At 52.3% G+C, this 19649-nt stretch carries 17 protein-coding genes; 3 read left to right on the plus strand and 14 right to left on the minus strand.

All coding sequences use genetic code 11. The annotated features are described in order from the left end of the window. Window positions 1-262: 262 nt before the first annotated feature. The 11 genes from NG346_RS11290 to hemE form a co-directional block, all read right to left on the minus strand. Window positions 263-1678, minus strand: coding sequence for a RagB/SusD family nutrient uptake outer membrane protein (locus NG346_RS11290; RefSeq protein WP_262278917.1), 1416 nt, complete (start codon window positions 1676-1678; stop codon window positions 263-265). A gap of 55 nt (window positions 1679-1733) precedes the next feature. Next, window positions 1734-3920: a TonB-dependent receptor gene (locus NG346_RS11295; protein ID WP_262288752.1), complete on the minus strand. Its 2187-nt coding sequence runs from the start codon at window positions 3918-3920 to the stop codon at window positions 1734-1736. Further along, the gene (locus NG346_RS11300; RefSeq protein WP_262288753.1) at window positions 3841-5238 is read right to left on the minus strand and encodes a TonB-dependent receptor plug domain-containing protein; all 1398 of its coding nucleotides are present in this window, start codon (window positions 5236-5238) and stop codon (window positions 3841-3843) included. Before NG346_RS11300 ends, NG346_RS11295 begins: the two co-directional genes overlap by 80 nt. A gap of 143 nt (window positions 5239-5381) precedes the next feature. Further along, window positions 5382-6404 (minus strand): FecR family protein, encoded by a 1023-nt coding sequence (locus NG346_RS11305; RefSeq protein ID WP_262288754.1) that lies wholly within the window; start codon window positions 6402-6404, stop codon window positions 5382-5384. A gap of 32 nt (window positions 6405-6436) precedes the next feature. After that, window positions 6437-6964: a sigma-70 family RNA polymerase sigma factor gene (locus NG346_RS11310; RefSeq protein WP_262278914.1), complete on the minus strand. Its 528-nt coding sequence runs from the start codon at window positions 6962-6964 to the stop codon at window positions 6437-6439. 142 nt (window positions 6965-7106) lie between these two features. Continuing rightward, a complete protein-coding gene (locus NG346_RS11315; RefSeq protein WP_262278913.1) occupies window positions 7107-8366 on the minus strand; it encodes a dicarboxylate/amino acid:cation symporter in 1260 nt (419 codons plus the stop codon). A 398-nt stretch (window positions 8367-8764) separates the two neighbouring features. After that, window positions 8765-8995, minus strand: coding sequence for a hypothetical protein (locus NG346_RS11320; protein ID WP_262278912.1), 231 nt, complete (start codon window positions 8993-8995; stop codon window positions 8765-8767). 144 nt (window positions 8996-9139) lie between these two features. Further along, window positions 9140-10129 (minus strand): hypothetical protein, encoded by a 990-nt coding sequence (locus NG346_RS11325; RefSeq protein ID WP_262278911.1) that lies wholly within the window; start codon window positions 10127-10129, stop codon window positions 9140-9142. 11 nt (window positions 10130-10140) lie between these two features. After that, the gene (locus tag NG346_RS14640) at window positions 10141-10425 is read right to left on the minus strand and encodes an HU family DNA-binding protein (RefSeq protein ID WP_396266821.1); all 285 of its coding nucleotides are present in this window, start codon (window positions 10423-10425) and stop codon (window positions 10141-10143) included. A gap of 104 nt (window positions 10426-10529) precedes the next feature. Then, window positions 10530-10685: a hypothetical protein gene (locus NG346_RS11330; protein WP_154534042.1), complete on the minus strand. Its 156-nt coding sequence runs from the start codon at window positions 10683-10685 to the stop codon at window positions 10530-10532. Between the two features lie 106 nt (window positions 10686-10791). Then, window positions 10792-11826, minus strand: a complete 1035-nt coding sequence (gene hemE / locus NG346_RS11335; RefSeq protein ID WP_154534043.1) for a uroporphyrinogen decarboxylase — start codon at window positions 11824-11826, stop codon at window positions 10792-10794. 164 nt (window positions 11827-11990) lie between these two features. Between hemE and NG346_RS11340 the strand changes: the two genes are divergently transcribed. Beyond that, the gene (locus NG346_RS11340; RefSeq protein WP_262278910.1) at window positions 11991-14048 is read left to right on the plus strand and encodes a TonB-dependent receptor; all 2058 of its coding nucleotides are present in this window, start codon (window positions 11991-11993) and stop codon (window positions 14046-14048) included. Window positions 14049-14079: 31 nt separating this feature from the next. Further along, the gene (locus NG346_RS11345; protein WP_235899276.1) at window positions 14080-15354 is read left to right on the plus strand and encodes an MFS transporter; all 1275 of its coding nucleotides are present in this window, start codon (window positions 14080-14082) and stop codon (window positions 15352-15354) included. Here NG346_RS11345 and NG346_RS11350 read toward each other — a convergent pair. From NG346_RS11350 to hemN, 3 genes are read right to left on the minus strand one after another with little or no spacing between them, the layout of a single operon-like run. Continuing rightward, entirely contained in the window at window positions 15308-16114 is an 807-nt protein-coding gene (locus tag NG346_RS11350) for a uroporphyrinogen-III synthase (RefSeq protein ID WP_262278909.1), read from the minus strand. The genes NG346_RS11345 and NG346_RS11350 overlap by 47 nt on opposite strands. 1 nt (window position 16115) lies before the next feature. Beyond that, the gene (gene hemG, locus NG346_RS11355; RefSeq protein ID WP_262278908.1) at window positions 16116-17477 is read right to left on the minus strand and encodes a protoporphyrinogen oxidase; all 1362 of its coding nucleotides are present in this window, start codon (window positions 17475-17477) and stop codon (window positions 16116-16118) included. Window position 17478: 1 nt separating this feature from the next. Further along, window positions 17479-18843, minus strand: a complete 1365-nt coding sequence (gene hemN / locus NG346_RS11360) for an oxygen-independent coproporphyrinogen III oxidase (RefSeq protein ID WP_262278907.1) — start codon at window positions 18841-18843, stop codon at window positions 17479-17481. Between the two features lie 293 nt (window positions 18844-19136). On the opposite strand from hemN, the gene NG346_RS11365 reads away from it, so the two are divergent. Next, the gene (locus NG346_RS11365) at window positions 19137-19607 is read left to right on the plus strand and encodes a C-GCAxxG-C-C family protein (protein ID WP_262278938.1); all 471 of its coding nucleotides are present in this window, start codon (window positions 19137-19139) and stop codon (window positions 19605-19607) included. Window positions 19608-19649: the final 42 nt, after the last annotated feature.

The raw sequence follows: 19649 nt of genomic DNA on the forward strand, positions 1-19649 counted from the left end.
AATATTCAATAGGTAGCTATTCTGCGAATGAAGTTGAAGTCTTTCTACTCGCTGTTTTTTTATCAAGAATTTGAGAATTGTAGAAAATCCCGCGCATCATTGTGAATAGATTAAGAATTGGAGAATATAAGCAGCTTGCTGCTTTCTTTCTGGCAATTCTTTTTGATTCCTATCGATAGAAGAATTCTCTTATTCTCAAATTCTTGAGATTTAATAGTAAGAGGAATCTTTCGCTGAACAGTTACCTCATCTTTCAATACTGTTAATAGTTCTGTTTGAACGTTGGGTTATTGTTCATTACCTGTACAGGGAACGGGAAGACCCAAAGCGGGCTTTCTGGCGTAATGGTATAGTCGCCTGAATCAGGTACATGGCGTGTGATGTTCTTCTTGTATTTCTCTTCTGTGTTCCAGCGTTTGCGGTCGAAGAAGTTCTCGAAGGTGGCGATACATTCGATGAATTTAGCTTGTTGCAGTTCCTTCATGGCTTCTGCCTCGGTAGTTGCCGTGAAAGGCTTGTAGTGATCGGCATCGATACGCTTCTCTCTGACTTCATTGACCAGTTCGAGTCCCTTGCTGATCTGTCCCTCGCGTATATAGCACTCAGCGGCGAGATACATGACGCGCTCTACCGTCAGCCCCCATGCGTTGACGTAGGCATCACTGCCGTTACTTTCCAGACAGCCCTCTATGCCGGAGTCCATATAACCATAGTCAGCATTCCAGAACTCCTCACCCTCACTTTCTTTACCGCCAGAGTAGGCGTAGTCTTTCACAAAGTCGCCGTCCTCGAAGAGTTCGGTCGTCTCGACAGAGAGCTGTTCATAGCTTGGCGTGTTGTCCCGGTCCGACAAGGGGGAGATATAGAAGAAGTTATTGGGCGATGTTGCCGGCAGGCTCCAACGGAAAGAGGTGGTGATGACCGACCGGTCCTCGATGGTGCTGTTCAGCGCAAGGGCTTTTTCGGCATAGGTCAGCGCATCCTTGTAGTTTTTCATCTGGAAGAGCACACGGGCGCGGATGGCATAGCCGGCAGCGCGAGAGAGCCTCACTACATTGGTCTGCTTCTCTGGCAGCAGGGCAATGAGTTCGTCAGAGCAGTCATCGAGGATATGCTTGTAGTTTTCTTCTATGGTCTCTTGGTGCTTCTGGTTCACGTCGGCTTCTGTTACATAGGCGATCCCCAAGTTGTCCTTGGTCTTCTCGTCGTATTGCTTGGCGTAGCAACCCAAGGCGAGGAAGTGGAACCAAGCACGGTTGATGTGTGCCTCAGCAGCAATGGCAGGCTTGTCGGCTTCGTCACCACTGGCACCATCAAGCTTCTCCAAAAGCACGTTCATGTATTGGATATACTTATATAGATTGTTATAGCGGCTGTCCTTACTGGCCAGTTTGCCCCGGTCGGCAGTCTCGTCATAGCTCAGCATGGCGGCTTCCATGGTTCCCTTGTTCTTGATCTGGTCGGATACGGGCGTGAAACCACTTCCATAGCTCTCGTTGACGATAATTCCAAGTGACTCGTAAGGGATGTTGTTGACTTCCTTCTCGTTGAGCAACAACTCCAGGTCTGAAGTTTTGTTAAGAATGGTCTGACCCTCGGGCACCACATCGGTGTCGCAGGCCGACAGGGTCATAACCGCACCGGCAATGAGGGCATATATTGTTTTCTGGCTTATCATAGTTGAAAATTAATATGATGATATATATATAATAAGGTGTAGGAGAGATGCAGTGTCAGAACTTGACGTTGACACTGAGCGTGTAGCTCTTTGGCGCTTTCAGCCCGCGAGCTCCAGTAGAAGGATTTACACTTTCTGGGTCAATGCCTTCGCTGTTGCGCACCCATGTGGCTACATTGCTCATCTGAAGTCTCAGGCGAATGGCTTGCAGACCGAGACGGGTGCAGAGCGCGTCGGGGAGGTCATAGCCAAGAACAAGGTTGCGCAACTTCATATAGTCGGCATGGTCAACGTCCTGATCACAATAGTAGAGCTGGTCGGTATAGAAATTGGTGTGCATCATCATGTATCCGTTACCAAGCATGTTCTTACGGTCTTCCTCCGAGGCGCGCCAGTAGTCGAGATAAGCCCGTGGCACTTCATAGTCATAGCTTGAGGATGCCGTAGAGCGCCACTTGTAAGCCTTGGCACGGAAGTAGTGCCCGGCATAGAAGTTAAACATTCCGCTGAGAGAGAAGCGCTTCCAGGTGATGGTGGGCGTCAGGCTTCCGGTCCATTTCGGGTCGAGTGATCCACTGAATACGATGTCGTCCTTGGTGAAGGCTGAGCTGTAGAGGTTGTCGCTGACCTCCGTGCCGTCGGCTTTTTTCCAGAATATCTGCTGGTAGCCGTCTTCGTCGGTCTCTACATGTCCGAAGCGGAAAGAGTAGAGGCTGTTCACCGGATCACCCTCACGGTAGGAGTCGAGGGCAGAGACACCACTGGTGGGCTGATGATGGAGGCGGGTGATCTTGTTTTTGTTGTAAGCCAGCGTGAAGTCCATGCTCAGGCCCACCTCGTTGTCGTTGTGGGCGCGGAGAATGTCACAGGAGAGTTGCAGTTCCACACCCTTGTTGACCATCTCTGCATTGTTGGTGCGCAGCGAGCTCCATCCTGTGGTGGGGTCGAGGTCGATGGAGGCAAGGATGTCGGAGCCCTTCTTGTGGTAGAAGTCGAGCGATCCGCTGATGCGGTGGTCGAGAACAGCGAAGTCGAGGCCACCGTTCCATGTGTGTGTCTTCTCCCAGCGCAGCTCGTCATTAGGCGGCGTGTTGAGTGAAGCATATTTATCACCGGTGAGATCAGTCGTATGAATCTTAGCGGTGAGATAGCTGGAATAGTTGGAGTTGATATTGCCCGTGACGCCATAGCTCATGCGCAGTTTCAGCATGTCGATCCATCCGAGTTGCTTGATGAACTCTTCGTTGTGAGCGTTCCAGCTGAGTCCTGCCGACCAAAGGGGACGATGGCGGAACTTTGAGGAAGCGCCGAAGAGGTCGGCCTCGTCGACGCGGTAGCTGGCCGAGGCGGCATAGCGACTGTCGTAGACATAGTTGGCTGTAGCATAGTAGGACTGGTACTTGTGCTTGATATGGGTGGCACCGGCGACATCGCTGCTGAGGAAAGAATACTGTGGTGAGTAGAGGCTGCCGAGGTCTGTGCTCTCGCTGTTGATAAGGTCGTTGAAATTGATGAGGCCTGTAGAGTTGGTCAGCGTCTGTTCGTCGTAACCGTACATCTGATTGTAGGTGGTGCGGTCGAAGGTCTGACGATATTCATAACCGGCAATGGCCTCGATCCCATGTACTTTGTTGAGTGTGGTATTGTAGGATGCCTGTGTACGGAAAGTGTAGTAGTTGCCCTCACCACTGTTTATGGTCATTAATCCACCCTCTGGGAGATTGTGCTTACCACCGGTAGTGAAGAGATTATAGAGGTGGCGCATGGAATATGATTCGCCGTTGATGAGCTTTTCGCTGCGGTCGCTGACATCCTCGTATTGGAACATGGCGCTGAGCTTCAGACCGTCGAGAGGCATGAGGTTGAGATGGACGAAGGATCGCGTATAGGTCTCTCGACTCTTCTCATGGTTCATGTCTATCTCGTTGACAGGCACATAGCCCTCATCTTTCAGGCCGAGAGAGATGTCTTTCAGACTGGGCTCGTTGAGGTCTACGTAAGCCTGGAGTGTGGCGGGCGTACCGTCGGCATTGTACATGCTCTGATAGTCGGCAAAGGAGGTGCGACTGCTGAGATCATAGTCGCCGGTAGCACGCATGCGTTGGCGGTTGTTGTTCAGTGTCACGCCGAAGCGCATATTCAGCCATTTGGTGACGTCGAGGTCACCATTGTACTGCATGGTCAGCGTGTTGTTGTAGTTGGTTCTTCGTGCTGGTGTTGTCGCCTTTCCAGTTGACGACAACGCTGGAGTTGAGGTAGCGTCCCTTGGTTCTCAGTGCGAGGTTGTATTGCTGGAGCAGTTCGTTGCGGTCCATCAGATCAGCATACTCGTTGCGATAGCTGTTGTGGCTCCATTGCTTGATCGTGCTGTTGTATTCGTCACCGCTGATCTCGCCGAGCTGGTGGCGCATCATCAGCTTGGTGATCGGTGACATCAGTCCGCCACGGCGCTTATACTGCTTCTCCATATAGCTCTTGGCGTCGGCATCGTTCATCATCCATTGGAAGTTGTACTGCTCCAGCTCCAACTGCTCGGCGGCATTACAGTAGTCGTAGTCGTTGTAGTTGTATTTATTGTATCGTGTCAAGTCTGCGTTGAAGTCTACTGTGAGCTTTTCGCTATTGGCTTTCTTTGTGGTGATGACGATGACGCCGTTGGAGGCACGTGCGCCGTAGACGGCCGAGGCAGCGGCATCCTTCAGCACGGTGATCTTGTCGACATCATACGGGTTGACGTCGCTCAGTCCGCCGCTGATGGGCAGTCCGTCGACGACGATGAGGGGCGACGTGCTGGCGTTGAGCGAGCCCACGCCACGAATGACGAGACCGCTGGAATTGCCGTTGTTGTAGTCGACGAGACCGGGAACAAGTCCTTCGAGACGGCCACGAAGACTGGATGCGTAGCGCTTGTCGATGTCCTTCGATGAGAGTGTCTGGAACGAGCCGGTGACATCTTCGCGCTTGAGTGTCTGATAGCCGGTGACCATGACGTCGCCGATGGTGATGCCGTCGCTTTCCAGAATGATGGTCACGGGTTTGGTGGAGACGCGGCGGTGATAGGGCTTCATGCCGATATAAGAATAGGTGAGCATGGCGTCGGAGCGGACTCCGGGCAGCGTGTAGTGTCCGTCGCTGTCGGTGATGGTACCCGTAGCAGTACCGTCGACCTGAATGCTCACGCCGACGAGTGGCTCGCCCTGGGCGTCGAGGATGCGGCCGGAAGCTGTTACGAAGGTAGGTGCCTTACTGTCTTGATTGTTTTTGTTGATTTGGATATAGCGTCCTTTGACAGAAACCGTCAAAGGTAAGTCTGCTGTCAGTTGGCGCACAGCGTCGGGAGCAGACAGCCCGGCGATGTCGCGGGTAACCTTGAAAGCCTTCAGGTCACCGGCATTGTAATTGATCTTGTAATAGTCCGACTGACGTTCCACTTGATAGAGGATGTCGGTCAGGGACTGCCCGTTGGCATGCAACGACACCTTGTGGCCCTGTGCCGCGGCAGCGATGCTGAGCGGCAACATCAGTACCACCATGGCTTGGCGTAAGCGTTCTCTCTTCATAACTGTTCCTTCTTAAAATGACTCTTTAATAATACTGCTATATCCTTAATACCAAAAAGAAAGATAAAGGGTACTATGATTTACCAACTTTTTTAAGAAAAAGTTAGTAAGCCGACATAAAGATATGAAAAGAGAATGGGTTGCTACCTGACGATCATTTCTCCGCGTTGCAGTTCCACCCGCACGCCATCCTGCTCGTTGAGCTTGTTGACAATGCTTTGCAGCCCCTCTTGGTGGGAAGCTACGAAGTGCAGGCGAACGTTCATGGCGTCCTCGTTTTCAAAGACTACGGTCTTGTGATACCATTGTGCCAGCTGCTCCATGATGGTCAGTAAAGATGCGTCGGCGAAATAGAAATAGCCTTTCGCCCATTGCGTGTAAGGATAGGTGTCGACTCTTTCCACGGTCATCTTGCCGTCCTGCCATGTAGCCTGTTTGCCGGGGGAGAGCACAGTCTGTGTGCCTTGGGCCGAAACCGCGATGCGCCCCTCTACAAGAGCAACGTAAGGTTTGGCCGCTTTGTAGACATTAATATAAAAGGTAGTACCCAACACGCGGGTGGTGAGTGCGCCGGCATGAACGATGAAGGGATGGGTGGGATCGTGGTGTACGCGGAAATAAGCCTGGCCCGACATTGCCACCTCGCGCGTCTGACCTTGGAACGTGTGGGGATAGATGATTTTGGAGTTGGCGCCTAACCATACATGGCTCTCGTCGGGCAGGACAATGTTGAGTGCTTGTGCTATGCCGCTCGTCACTGTGTCCATAGTGATGGCCTCGGCTGTGATCGTTGTGTTGGCGACAGTTTGCGTCGCGTCGCTTGCTGGCTTTGCCGCTGACTGTGTTGTCGGACTGATGCGTTGCTGCTGAGAAACATGAGAGTCCACCTGCTGTTCTTGACGACTCTGACGGATGGGAAGCAACAACAGCAGGGCAACGGCAGCGGCTGCTGAGGCAACAGCTATCACCGGCCACAGCCTTTTCCAACGCGAACGCAAGGGAGACGGCTGGGCCTCAAGGCGTGCACGCAGTGCCTGCCACGACTGCTCCTCGTCAGGCTCAGCGTGGCAGAGACTTTCCAGAGCCGCGAGGATCTCGTCGTGCTCTTGGCGGTTGGGGAAGTCCTCTTTGCCGTTAATGGATATGTTGTGCTCGTTGTCTGTCATAAGTTTCTTGTTGATAGTGGTTGCTATATATATTACTTCGAATCTGATCTTTCGGGCACTTCGTCAATGGCATTTTCTTTGTGAAAATGTTGTCGCAGGGTAGAAAGTGCCTTCATTACGTGTTTTTTCACTCCGTCGGTGGTGATGCTTAGTTGTTCGGCTACGTCGCGGTAGCTGCGCTTTTGATAATAGCATTGTATGAACACATAGCGCGTGCGTTCCGTCATGCTGGCGATGACCTTTTCTATCTCTTTGATGCGAGCCTCTCGGGCCAGCACTTCTTCCAGATCTTCGTCGGTCCAGTCGTGTTGTGAGCTGTCGGGCATGGGTGCGAGCCGCTCTTGCCGGCGCAGCCAGTTGAGGCTTTGGTTGTGCACAGCGGCGTAGAGATAGCCTTGTACACGTTCCGCATCCAGCGCATCCCGTCGCTTCCACGCAATGGCGAAAACCTCTGCCACCACATCACTGGCAGCCTCGGCATCATGGGTGAGATGGAGCGCATAGTGATAGAGCCGTGAATGGTATTCACGGTACAGCTGTTCGAAAACGTCTATGGTCATCTCATTCATGTTGACATGGGAAAGGGCTCATGGTATTCTATTTTTCAATACAAAGATACAAAAAATATGGGAAAGTAGTTATAGTTTAGTTTTTCTATTTGCAGAGTTACTATTGCGAATAATATTCAAGCCTTGTTGTGCCTCAGTGAGTAACACGTCGGAGGTCTTTGTCTGTCATGGCTGCCACACAGGAGTCCGACCATACGTTCTCGGCAGTCTCCACCATGTCGATGATGGTATAGATAGGCAGGATGATGCCCATGATGCCGACGGGAGCACCCTGGCCGGTCATCAGCGAGAGGGTGAGGAAATAGCAGCCCATGGGCACACCGGCATTGCCGATGGCGGAGATCACGGCGATGACGAGCCACAGCAGCATCATCGGAAGGGTGAAGTGAGTGCCGCCGTTCTGCATGACAAAGAGCGAGGTGACAAGGATAAACGCCGCACAGCCGTTCATGTTGATGGTGGTGCAGATGGGCAATACGAAGCGCGAGACCTTTGGCGCAACGCCGGCACGCTTCTCCGCTGTGTCCATGGTCACGGGCAGTGTGGCAGCCGAACTCTTCGTGAAGAACGCCATGAGCACGGCGGGCAGCATACGGCCTAAATGGCGCACGGGATTGATGCCGCGGGCCAATAGGAAGAGAGGTAGTACAACGAAGAACTGCAACACGTTGCCGCCAAGGATGACAGCGATATAACGGCCCAGAGAGTCGGCGACAACACCGGCCGACACTTGTGCGCTGAGCTGTGCGGCAAAGGCGAGGATGCCCAGCGGCAGAGCCCAGATAAGTGCGCGGATGAGCATGAAGAGGATATCCTGCAAACCAAGCAGCAGGTTCATCACCGTGTCGCGGCGTGGGCTCACCGGCATCTTGGCCAGGGCGATGCCCACAGCGGCGGCTACAAGGAGCAGTGAGAGCACGTTGGCTTCAAGGAAAGGCTGCACGAGGTTGTTGGGTACCACAGCGAGGATATGGTCGTAGTAGGTTTCTCCGCCCAATGTCTTCGGGATGGCTCCTTGTCCTCCTGCCACCATCTGCGCAGGCAGGTTGCCCGGTCGGATGAGCAGGTAGAGGATGAGACCTACGGCAGCGGCGGCAATGGTGGTGAGCAGTGTATAGGTCACGGCGTGGCGGAAGATGCGTCCCGTATCTTTCTGTGTGCCGATGGAGGCCAGTGTGGTGGTGATTGCCAGCACGATGGTGGGCACGGCGAGAAACTGGAACAGGCGGGTGTAGACAGTAGCGACGAACGTCATCAAGGCGTCTAATCCGTGCAGGCCCAGTGTGCCGAGCACAGCGCCCACGGCGAGGGCTCCTATCCACAGCACGAGCTGTCGTCGGTTCTTTACGATGTTCTGAGTGGCTGGTGCGTTATCTTGATTTACTTTATTCATAGAGAAATCCCTTTTTGCTATGCTAACGCAGAGGGATAGGAAATATTTTATAAACAAAACCGTAATTATGTTGCTTGGTAACTGATATTTCCTTATCTTTGCAATATGAATAACAAAAGGAAAACGTAGAATGAAAAGTAGAATATTATGGTAGGGACTGATTTATTTTTGCTTGCCGTGTTGGCGATGATAGGAGCTTGGACACTATACTTCCACATTCAGGACAAGAAGGAAGAGAAAAGAAAGCAGAGAGAAGCGAAGTGAGTTCATTCTTGACTGCATGACTCTCCTGCGAGAGTTACATGAGACTTTGTCTTTGTATCAATAAGCATTAGGGGAGAAGTTTGTTTAGTAGTTGTTCTTGTAGCAATTTGTATCCAGAACAATATTTCTTTGGCTCATGGTTCTTCGTAATGAGTTCGTAGATTTTCTTTGCTCATCTGCTGAAGTTTCTCCTCGCTCCATTCGTCGGAATCCCATAATTTGTCCAATTCCTGTTGTAGGCGATTGTTGACGAAATCGATCAGAACTTTGCGCAAGGCCTTGACGTCTTCGTCGGATTTGAGCAAGGACACAACGTTTAGTACGTCGCGCTGAGCTTGATTGAATTTTATAACTTGTTGCGGCATAAGCGTTCTCCTTATATTATATAGTTGTTGCAAAGATAAGAAATATTTTTCAATGCATCACATTCTTGTTCATCTTTTTTTTCATCACAACAATTCATTCTTGTTCGCCCATCTTTTCAAATGCTTGATATGAAATGGAGATCTTTATCTGAATGGTGTTCTTTGCCACAGCAGTGCCATGCGGTGCACGAGGAAGTGCCTGACATCGGTTCTTGCGCAGATCAGCAGGTAAGCGGCGCCGGTCGAGGCAAAGACGGGAAAAAGCAGCACGTTGCCGGGTATGACAAAAGGCAGCAGGCTGATGGCGGCGATGGGTGGCATGATAATATGCAGGCGGCTCATGACAAAGAGTGACAGCAGTAGTGTCAGCGGTAAGACAATGAAGAGCGGCAGACCCGCATAGTCGGACAGAACTATGCGACCAAAAACACCACAGCATGCTGAGAGAATGATGGTGGTGAGCACACGACGGGGATGGCGGTGCAGGCGGTCACCGGGCTGACAGAGCGAGACGAAGACAACGAGTAGGGGAGGAGCGATGAGCGCGCTCTTGTGGAGAGATTCTGCCAAGGCCAGCAGCGGCAACGTTCCCATCCACATCAGCAGCCAGTGACGTGCGCGGGCGATGGAGAAACTGTGGCGGGAAGAAGGTAGGGGTGCCGAAGGAAATCTCCATTTTTCACGGTTTATGAGGGAAGAGAGCAGTGTGACGACAAGCGACAGCATCAGCACGCTCAAGGGGTAGCTCCACGACGTGGTGTGCAGTACGATGGGCAACAGACAAGTGGCAAGACTGGGAAATAGCGTGGCACGGGTCAATAGCAAAAGCGCACCGGTGAAGAGAAAACCCAGCGAGAGCACAGTGACGGGGTAGGCGCTCAGCCATGTGAATAGCAATGTGCCCATGAGAGCCGACAAGGCCAGCAGCCCTGGTATCAGCCAAAGCGACACGTGCCAAGGACGCTGTTTCTTGACGATCAACCCTAATGCCAGCGCTGCGGCAGACGGATAGATCACCGCGCGGTCTTGAAGCGACGTGGCGGCGACTCCCATTACCGAGATGACTGCGAGGGCGAGTACATAGCGGATGATAATCGTTTTCCGGCAATCTGAATATTCATTGCGTGATGCCATTTTGCTCTTCCTTAATTATGCGGGGAGGTACAGCGGATGACGCTCAGTACCCTCCTTGACGAGTCTGCCTTCCCCCCAGAAACTGCGTTATCCATTACTTGGTTTTGTACTCGCTCAGGCCGAACAGGGTGCACATCGTCTGGCGCGTGATGTAACGATGCTGGGCAAGGGCTTTGGATCTCTTTCTCCAGTTGCTCGGCAGTCATTGCCGCCTTGCTTCTTAGTTGTATGTAAGCTCTTTCCTGGCCGGTACCTTGGGAGTTGGCAATAGTGTGTATCTCGTAATTGATTTCCATTTGTATCTTTGACGATTATTTGGCGCAAAGATAATCAAACTTGGTGAGAAACAAAAGTGATATGCTTAAAAAAGAGACTTGTTGACGCGAGAAGGCTTCTCTTATTATCCGTGACGGTCGTTTTGGTTATACGTGGCGAATGCCGAGGATATGCAGAGCGACCGCCACAGATAACCGTAGCGACCGCCACGGATAATCGCGAAATCACGCTGTCTGTATTTTGAAACGTTAACGGTGGTCAGGTCACAGGCTATAACCATTGAAGTATCGCAACTTTGTAATCAAAAACGACATAAGAGGAGCAGGAGATATTTATGAGTAAGCATCCAGAAGCATCATGTGATGCCAAAGCCGCATGGCGGTTTGTCACCAATGGGCCTGTTTGACCCAATTGACGACAAACGCCACGTTCTCCGCTGGAATGTCCTTTGTCAGTCCATGTCCGAGATTGAATATCCAGCGTGGATGCCGGCGGAAAAAGGAAATGTATTGTTCGAGGTGACGGGCTATGACAGGTTTGGACGCGTGCAGCAGACGTGGATCCATGTTGCCCTGCAAGCCCATGGAGGGATGGAGCAGGGAGCAGGCCTCGTCGAGGGATGTCTGCCAGTCTATGCTGACGGTATCGCAGACATCGGGAGTGATCATCGGCAGACCGGCACCAATGCCTTTGGGAAAGAAAATGGTGGGCACTCCTAATGAGCGGACAGCCGACAGAATACGTCTGACCGAGGGAAGGAAGAGTTCGCGATAGAGATTGTCGGGCACTACTCCGGCAAAAGACTCGAAGAGTTGGAAGACTTCTATGCCATGCTGAACCTGACCTGTGGCGTAGATGATGCTCATCTCGGTGAAAGCATCCACAAGGAGCTCGGTAGTCCGGCGATGGGTATAGAAATATTTCACGGCCTCCGTAAATCCGTCTTTGCTGCCATTACCCTGAAGCATGTAGCAAAGGCAGGTGAGCGGACCTCCGCAGAAACCGATGAGGGGCACCACCCCGTGCCGCTTTTTCTGGAAGCTGTCTATGGTGCGGAACGACTGCTCCAATATAGAGGTGTCGGTTTTTAACCTGCTGCAAGGGTCGTCGTAGCTTAGCAATGGGCGAGGCATCTGTGGCCCTTGTCTCGTCCATTCTACTTGCAAGCCCATTGCCATGGGGACTATCAGTATGTCGCTGAAAAGAATAGCAGCATCCACTCCCCACGTGTCTACGGGCAGTAGTGTCACCGTGGCGGCCAAGTCGGCATTAGCCATGAGTTTCTTAAATCCGTACTGGGCTGAAAGCTCCCGGTAGCGGGGCAGCACACGTCCTGCTTGTCGCATGAGCCACACGGGCGGACGCGACACCTCCCGACCGCAAAGCGTGTCGAGCAATAGTGTATTTCTTAGTTTTTCCATCGAACCACAAAAATAATGACTTCCCTGGAGACATACAATCCTCACTTATAAGGATTTTCATACTGACTGTCTTGCAATTTCCTTATAAATTAGGATTGTATGGGAAATATCTTTCAAGTATCTTTGCAGCCACACAACGAAATGAACTAACAAAACCATACACGATGTTCAACGAGATACTTTTATTATCACTTTCACTAAATGCTACACCCGACACGCCGGTAGACACCACTACATATAAAAAGGTGGATCTGGGCGAGGTAGTGGTCACAGATTACAAGCAAAACCGCAGAAACCTCACGACGACAGCCATGTCGCGCGTTGACAGCCGGCTGCTGCAAGACCAGCAGGTGGTCAGTATCAAGGAACTGTCGGCTGTCGTGCCCAACTTCTTTATGCCCGATTATGGCTCGCGTGCCAACACACCTGTCTATATCCGAGGCATCGGTGCCAAGTCAAAAGGCTCTGCTGTAGGCTTCTATGTGGATGGCGTGCCGCACTATGAGTCGTCAGCTTTCGATATAGACCTGAGCGACATTGCCGCCATTGACGTGCTCCGCGGCCCTCAAGGCACACTCTACGGACGCAACGCCATAGCCGGCATCATCAACGTATATACCCACAATCCACTCGAATACCAGAACACACGCGTCAAAGTGGGATACGGCAAGTACAACGACGTGACCGCGCAGATGTCCAACTATACGAAATTGAATCCTCATTTCGGCTTCAGCGTAGCTGGATCGTACCATCACAACGACGGCATGTTCTACAACGCATACCTTAAAGATAAGGCTGACGACATAGACGAGGGAGAAGGACGCATCGGCCTTTACTGGAAACCGACTGACCGTTGGTACCTCCGACTGAACAGTACGCTGTCGTATAGCGATCAGGGCGGATACCCATACGCTCCTTACAACGTGGAGAGAAACAGACTGGAGGATATCAACTACAACCGTTACAGCCTCTTCCGGCGACTCATCTCTTCCACGGGATTCAACGCGCGCTACACCAACGACCGTATCAGCTTCAACAGCCAAAGCTGTTTCCAATATATCAAGTCGCACCAGGCTATCGATCAGGACTTCACCATCGAGGATAAGTCATTTGTCGAGAACAACTATCACGAGCGCATGTATTCGCAGGAGTTCACATTGAAGTCTAACAACGACTCCCGTTACCAGTGGATCACTGGCCTTTTTGGCATGACGATGCAGGTCGACCAGTTCATACAGAACAATGCCTTCTCGGCCGGCACCGCCACTCCCACCGACAATGTCAATCCCAAATCATCGCTGGCATTCTACCACCAGAGCTCTTATAACATTTGGCGGGGACTGTCGGCCACTGCCGGCGTGCGTTTTGATTATGAACACTCCAAGTCGGACTATCACCGCGAGAAACTCAACCTCGGCACAGGTGCTTCCTCACCGATGCTCGATTTTCACAGCACCGCCAACTTCCGGCAGTTCACCCCGAAATTCACCTTGCAATACCTCACAACCCATCGCTTTCTCTACTATGCAAGCATCACACGCGGCTACAAGCCCGGTGGATTCAACGAGAGTGCCAAGGAAGCTAATGAGCGTTCCTATGATCCGGAGTACAGCTGGAACTATGAGGTTGGCGCACGTACCGTTTTTCTCAATGGACGGCTGACGGCTGAGTTTGACATCTTCTATATCGACTGGCGTGACATGCAGGCTACCTATACCATTCTGGGACAGGGCAACCTCATCACCAACGCGGCGCATGCCAACAGCAAGGGCGCGGAACTGGCGGTGGCCTATCGGCCGCTGAAGGGATTGCTGTTCAACCTGAACTATGGCTACACCTACGCCACATACCTCGACTATAAGAAAAGTGAGAAGCAAGACTACACCGGCAACCGGCTGCCCATGGTGCCCAGCCACACACTGGCCGCAAATGGCAGTTATACACTGGAGCCGGCTGGATGTCTCGACAGAGTGACAATCAGTGCCGGCATGACGGGATTGGGACGCATCTACTGGGCCGACGACAATGTGGTGAGCCAGAACTTCTACGCCACGGTCAATGCTAAGGTGAGTCTCACAAAGGGTATCGTCACTTGGGACTTCTGGGGGAAAAACCTCACCGATACCCGTTATATGGCCTACGGCTTCAAGTCTTCAAAGGGCAACTATGCTCAAAAGGGTAAGCCACTGACTTTCGGCACGTCGGTCAGCGTCAATTTCTAATCAAACACAGACTTTTCTTCGCTTATCTCACATGAAACATATAGAAGACCAAACTGTCTGTACGATGGCACCGGCCAAAGGATCTGATGCCAGAACGCTCAATCTCTCTACGTTCCTGTGTCTGTATATTTCCCAGTTCGTACCACAGTCGTTCCTCATGACAACTTTGCAAGTCACCATGCGGCAAGGGCATTATGATCTGCAGACCATCGGCCTGCTCCACTTAGTGAGGCTGCCCTGGCTGCTCAAGTTTCTATGGTCGCCCTATATCGACCGTCACTGTCTGACGGTGGCCGACTACAAGAAGACCATCATCTCCACCGAACTGGTATATGCCCTCGCGCTGGTCTGCGCAGGCTTTTTCGATGTGAAGACAAATCTGATGCTCGTCCTTGTTCTCGTCTTCATCTCTATGATGGCGTCGGCCACGCAAGACATTGCTACCGACGCACTGGCTATCCTCTCATTCAAAAGACGGGATCAGAGCTTGGTCAACAGTATGCAGTCGATGGGAAGCTTTGGCGGCACGCTGGTTGGTGGCGGTCTGCTGCTGATGGTGCTGCACCATTATGGCTGGCATGTGGTGGTGCCCTGTCTGGGCATGTTTGTTGTCTGTATGCTCATCCCGTTGGTGCTCAACAAGCATATCAGGATAGAGGAAGGACAAAAGACCAAGGAGCGTGCACGTCCTTCGGACTTTATATGGTTTTTCTCCCGTCGCAGCATTCTGCCGCAACTAGGCTTTCTTCTGCTTTTCTATATGGGAATCATCGGCATACTCTCTACTGTCCGTCCCTTTCTTGTTGACCAGGGCTACGATATGAAGGAGATCGGTTTCCTCACGGGCATTCTGGGCACTTCGGTTTCTTTTGTCATGGCCTGGTTCTCCGGCGTGTTGGTGCGCAGGGTAGGGATTGCAAAAGTGCGTCTGACGATTGCGGCCCTCATTGTCTTTGGCCCTCTCTACTTTCTTGTCACCAGTTTTCTGCCGTTTAATATCGTAGTATATGTCATCGGTATGCTTTATGTCAAGGCCTGTTACGGACTGGCCACGGTGGTGGTCTATACCTCTGCCATGCAGATGGTACGCCCGGGACGTGAGGGCACCGACTTCACTATACAGGTGGTTATCACCCATCTCAGCGGACTGCTCATTGCTGTTGCTTCTGGCAGTATCGGCAAATATTTCGACTATCAGGGAGTGTACGTGACCGAGACCGCTATCGCCTTGCTTAGTTTCTTCTATGTTCTGATACTGTTCAGACCCAAGAAAGATGGTCTTTCAGATATGCGGCAAACTCTGTGAATGAGTGATAACGGTCGGAGATGATATCGACCGGTAGTCCTTCGCTTTTCGCACACTTGGCTGTGTAGGGACCGAAGCAGGCTATTGGCGTGGAGCTAATAAGAGCCATGCCTTCGGGTGAGGTCTCTACAACTTTTCTGAGCACCTGGGCCTCGCCACCACTGGTTAGTGCCACACAGTCTATGCCCTGCTGGATCAGCGTGTACGCGGTATGCCGTGTTGCGCTGTCGGCAGGGCGTGTGGTATAGGCCGGCACGTAGCACACTTCGCCGACACGGTTGCCTAAGGCCGTAAGAAAGTCGGGTACGGTAGGGGGCTCGCGCATCCCTACTACGCGGGGGCCAAGAACCCACACCCGCTTCTTGTCGGCATCGGGCCTCTCTCCCAGTGCCTTAACGATACCCATCAGACTCGGCTCACAGCCTGAGAGTCCTTGTGGCAGGCTCAACAACGCTGACATCCATGACGCGTCTTTGCCGATGGCTACGTATGTGGCAGCCGGCGGGAGTACGAGGCCCTGCCTTTGGCGCCACAGCGCAGTGGCTTCTATAGCTTTTCTGCTCGTAAAGACCACTATGTCGTCATCGCCTATGGTCGGCAAACTCTTGTGTGCCTCGGCTGCCGTGTCAAGTTCTGTCTTTATCAGGGACGCGGAGACAGGGGAGAAACTTGACCCCGTCGGCCCCGACACGGTCAGCAGTGCGTCGCGAAAGCGGCGGGCATACCCTTCGGGTGCTGTTATCAGTATCTTTTTCTTCATGCTATTTCTGGCAGATGGCGTTGGCAACATCGACCGCTTGCTTGATTCTGTCGCCCATGCCGATGCCATCCTTGATATTGCCGGCGATATGCAGTGTGGGATATTGTGCTTGAACAGTATCAATGGCGGTCAGACGGTCGTCGGTATTTTCCATGTATTGGGGGATGGCATGCGGATGTCGGAAGATGCGGATGAGGTCTGCTTGTTTGCCTTTTGGGAATTTCAGCATGTCATGGAGGGCTTTATTGGCAATCTCGGTCAGTTCCTCATCGGTCTTCTGTATGATTTCCGGATGGCGAACGCCCCCTAAGAAACAAGCGAAAAGAGAGCCTCCCTGTGGTGCACGGCCGGTAAAGCAGGCCGACGGCATGAGGATGCCGAGCAGATCTTTGTGCTCCAACGAAGGTATCAAACCGCCAAAGGCATTCCATTGTACGCCGCCGGTGTCGCGGAGTCCTACTGCGATTTCTACTACCGGTGCGTAGTAGAGATTGGAGAGTGTCTTCAGCTGCTTGTCCGGGAGAAAGGACAGTAGCGACGGAAGCGCATAGGCAGGACATGTTGTCACCACATGGTTGGCAATGATCTCGTTTGTTCCCCAGCTGACCTTCCATCTGCCTGCCATCGGCTCCACACGTATGTTGTGGCATCCAAGGGTGATACGTTCGGTGCCGATGCACGTTCCTAAAGCTTCTATGAGTTGACCGAAACCTCCTTTCACCGAGAACACGGCCTTGGTGGCGCGTCGCTCCCTGGCAGTCTTTGGTTTGCGGGCCAGAGCCAGCGAGCCCCGTATGAAACTGCCATAGCGTTGTTCGAGCTGATAGAGTTTCGGCAGGGCCAGTCGGGTAGGCAACCGGTAGGGATCTCCGGCATACACTCCCGATAGAAAAGGGTCTACGGCATAGTCAACAAACGACTTCCCGAGGCGTCGTTCGGCCAGTTCTCCTACGGTCTCGTTGGGGTTGGAGCCTCGTTTGCGAAACGGTTCGAAGAGAATGCGTAGCTTGTCTGACATTGTGAACAAAGGTGTCGTCAGTGCGCTCAGCGGGCCGGCCGGCAGTGCGTGGAAGCGAGAGCCCTTCCAGATAAGGCGGCACTTGCTTGCCTCGGCTGCTTCTTCCATCTCGCAGTGACCGCGGAGGTCGTCGAACAGTTCGGCCACCTCTGGATATTTCACTGTGCCCGTACTTGGCCCCTGTTCCATGATGAAGCCGTCGGCCTCTACCGTCTGCATGAGTCCGCCAATGCGGTTGTCGCGTTCCAGAATCTCCACGTCGTGCCCATTCTTCTTTAGTTGCCAGGCACAGGTCAGTCCCGTCAGTCCACCGCCAATGACGATGACCTCTCGATTTCGTTGCATACTATATTGGTTTTGAGAATTTCTTTGTAGTGTGTGACATCAGCGGGTCGAGAGCTGCCGCCACGTTGCGCACGAAAGGATTGCCCTCGCCGGTCATGACGATGCTGTCGGCAGTGTAGTGTAGCACGCCGTCGGCCTGCATGTCAGCCAGTATTGCCTCGTCGTAGCGTACGGCTTGCTTTATCTCTTCAGCATTCATCTTTAGCTCTGCGGCAAGCACGTTCCAATCAATGCGATAGTTGCACATCAGCATCTCGATGACCTCGCGCACCACACGCTCCTGATGCGACAGCCTGTAGCCCCTGCTTACGGGTAGCCGTCCTTGAGCTATGGTCGACACATACTCCTCGATCGATTTCGTGTTTTGGGCGTAGGCCGTGTCGAGTTGGCTGATGCCTGTGACACCGAAGGCGTAGACCTGACCTGTGGTGCGGCGAGTGCAGTATCCTTGAAAGTTGCGATGCAGTTGATGAGCCGTGAGTGCTGTGGCCAGTTCGTCGCCCGGGAGCACGAAGTGGTCAAGTCCTACACTGACATATCCTGCCTCATGCAAAGTCTGCTTAGCGTTTTGGAACATGAGTGCCTTGTCTTCCGGTGTGGGCAGTCCAGCCTTTTCGAGAATGAGCTGACGCTTGAAGATCCAGGGACAATGTCCGTAGCTGAATGTCGTTACACGGTCAGGACGAAGTGCTGCAGCCCGTTCGATGGACTGGTTGAAACTGTCTGGGGTTTGCCGGGGCAGACCGAAGAGGAAGTCCATGTTGATGTTGGCACCGGCTTCCCGCAGGATAGCCATAATCTCTTCTATCGGCAGCATGGCAGGCACCCGGTTGACCACTTTCAGCACCGTCTCATCGAAGTCTTGTATGCCCAGGCTGAAGCGGTTGAAGCCAGCCTTTACCAGTCCTTCCCAGTCCCGGTGCGACAGGTAACCAGGATGGCATTCGATGGCAATCTCGGGTTTGTCTATTGTGGGGAACAGGGAAAGTAAATGGTCGTTCAGCTCGTGCAACACTTTCACCGGCATGGCAGTAGGACTTCCGCCACCATAGTGTATCTGTGAGATCTTGCGGTGGCTGTCGATATGTGTGGCCACAAGGTCTATCTCGTGATGCAGGGCTTCGATATATGTCTTCACCTGCTCATCTCGCTGCATGGGATACGAGTTGCAGCCGCAATAGTGGCACAGCTGTCGGCAGAATGGCATGTGGATGTAGAATGAAATGTTGTTCTGTCGGGCCCGGTTGCTTTCTGCTATTGCCTCCAAATACATTTCCTGGTCAAAAGTCGTGAAATAGTTGGCGGGCGGATAACTCGTGTAGCGTGGTACAGACACGTTGTACTTTTCTATCAATTCTTTGTCCATTGGATAAGGTGTGTTAACGGGAAGGCAGTTCGTTGACAGGAATGCCTCCCTGTTTATTTTCGTAGTACAAAGTTACGGCTTTTCTTTTTTCTTTGCAATCCTTATTTTTTAGGATACTGCTGTCTATGTCTGTTAGATGGTATATCCGGCTTTTAAGCTGAGCAGTTATGTTGCTGCTATTTTGCGTTAACTCTGGTTAAAGCTGCTGTCGTTATCGTAGAAGTATTGTAACTTTGTAAATAAAAACAACGTAAGAGATACGCAGTATGGAGAAGAAAATTGATGAACAGGAAATGAACGCTCGTGTGCAGCGTGCGGTAGATAACTTCATGCAGGGCTATGGCTGTTGTCAGAGCGTGGTGGCTGCTTTTGCTGACCTCTATGGCTTGGACGACACGATGGCCAAGCGTGTGGCTGCCGGTTTTGGCGGTGGAGTAGGGCGGTTGCGAATGATGTGCGGGGCTGTGTCGGGAATTGTCATGCTGGTTGGACTGGACTGCGGCCAGACAGAGGGCAGCGACCGCATGGGCAAGTCACATTGCTATCAAGTGGTACAGCAGTTGTTGGCGGAGTTCAAGGAGCAGAACGGATCTGTTATCTGCGCTGAGCTGTTAGGACTGAAAGGCCATGATAAGGCGATGACCAGTTATGTAGCCTCTCCCCGTACCGCCGAGTATTACAAGACCCGTCCGTGCGCGGCAAAGGTAGAGTGTGCCGCAAAGATCTTTGCAACGTACTTGATGGCGAAGAAGAATAACGAATAAAACATTTTGTACTTGCGATTTTTTCTTCTTCTCGGAAAAATT

Origin of the sequence: Hallella absiana, from assembly GCF_025457485.1 — a bacterium.
Taxonomy (GTDB): Bacteria; Bacteroidota; Bacteroidia; order Bacteroidales; family Bacteroidaceae; genus Prevotella; species Prevotella absiana.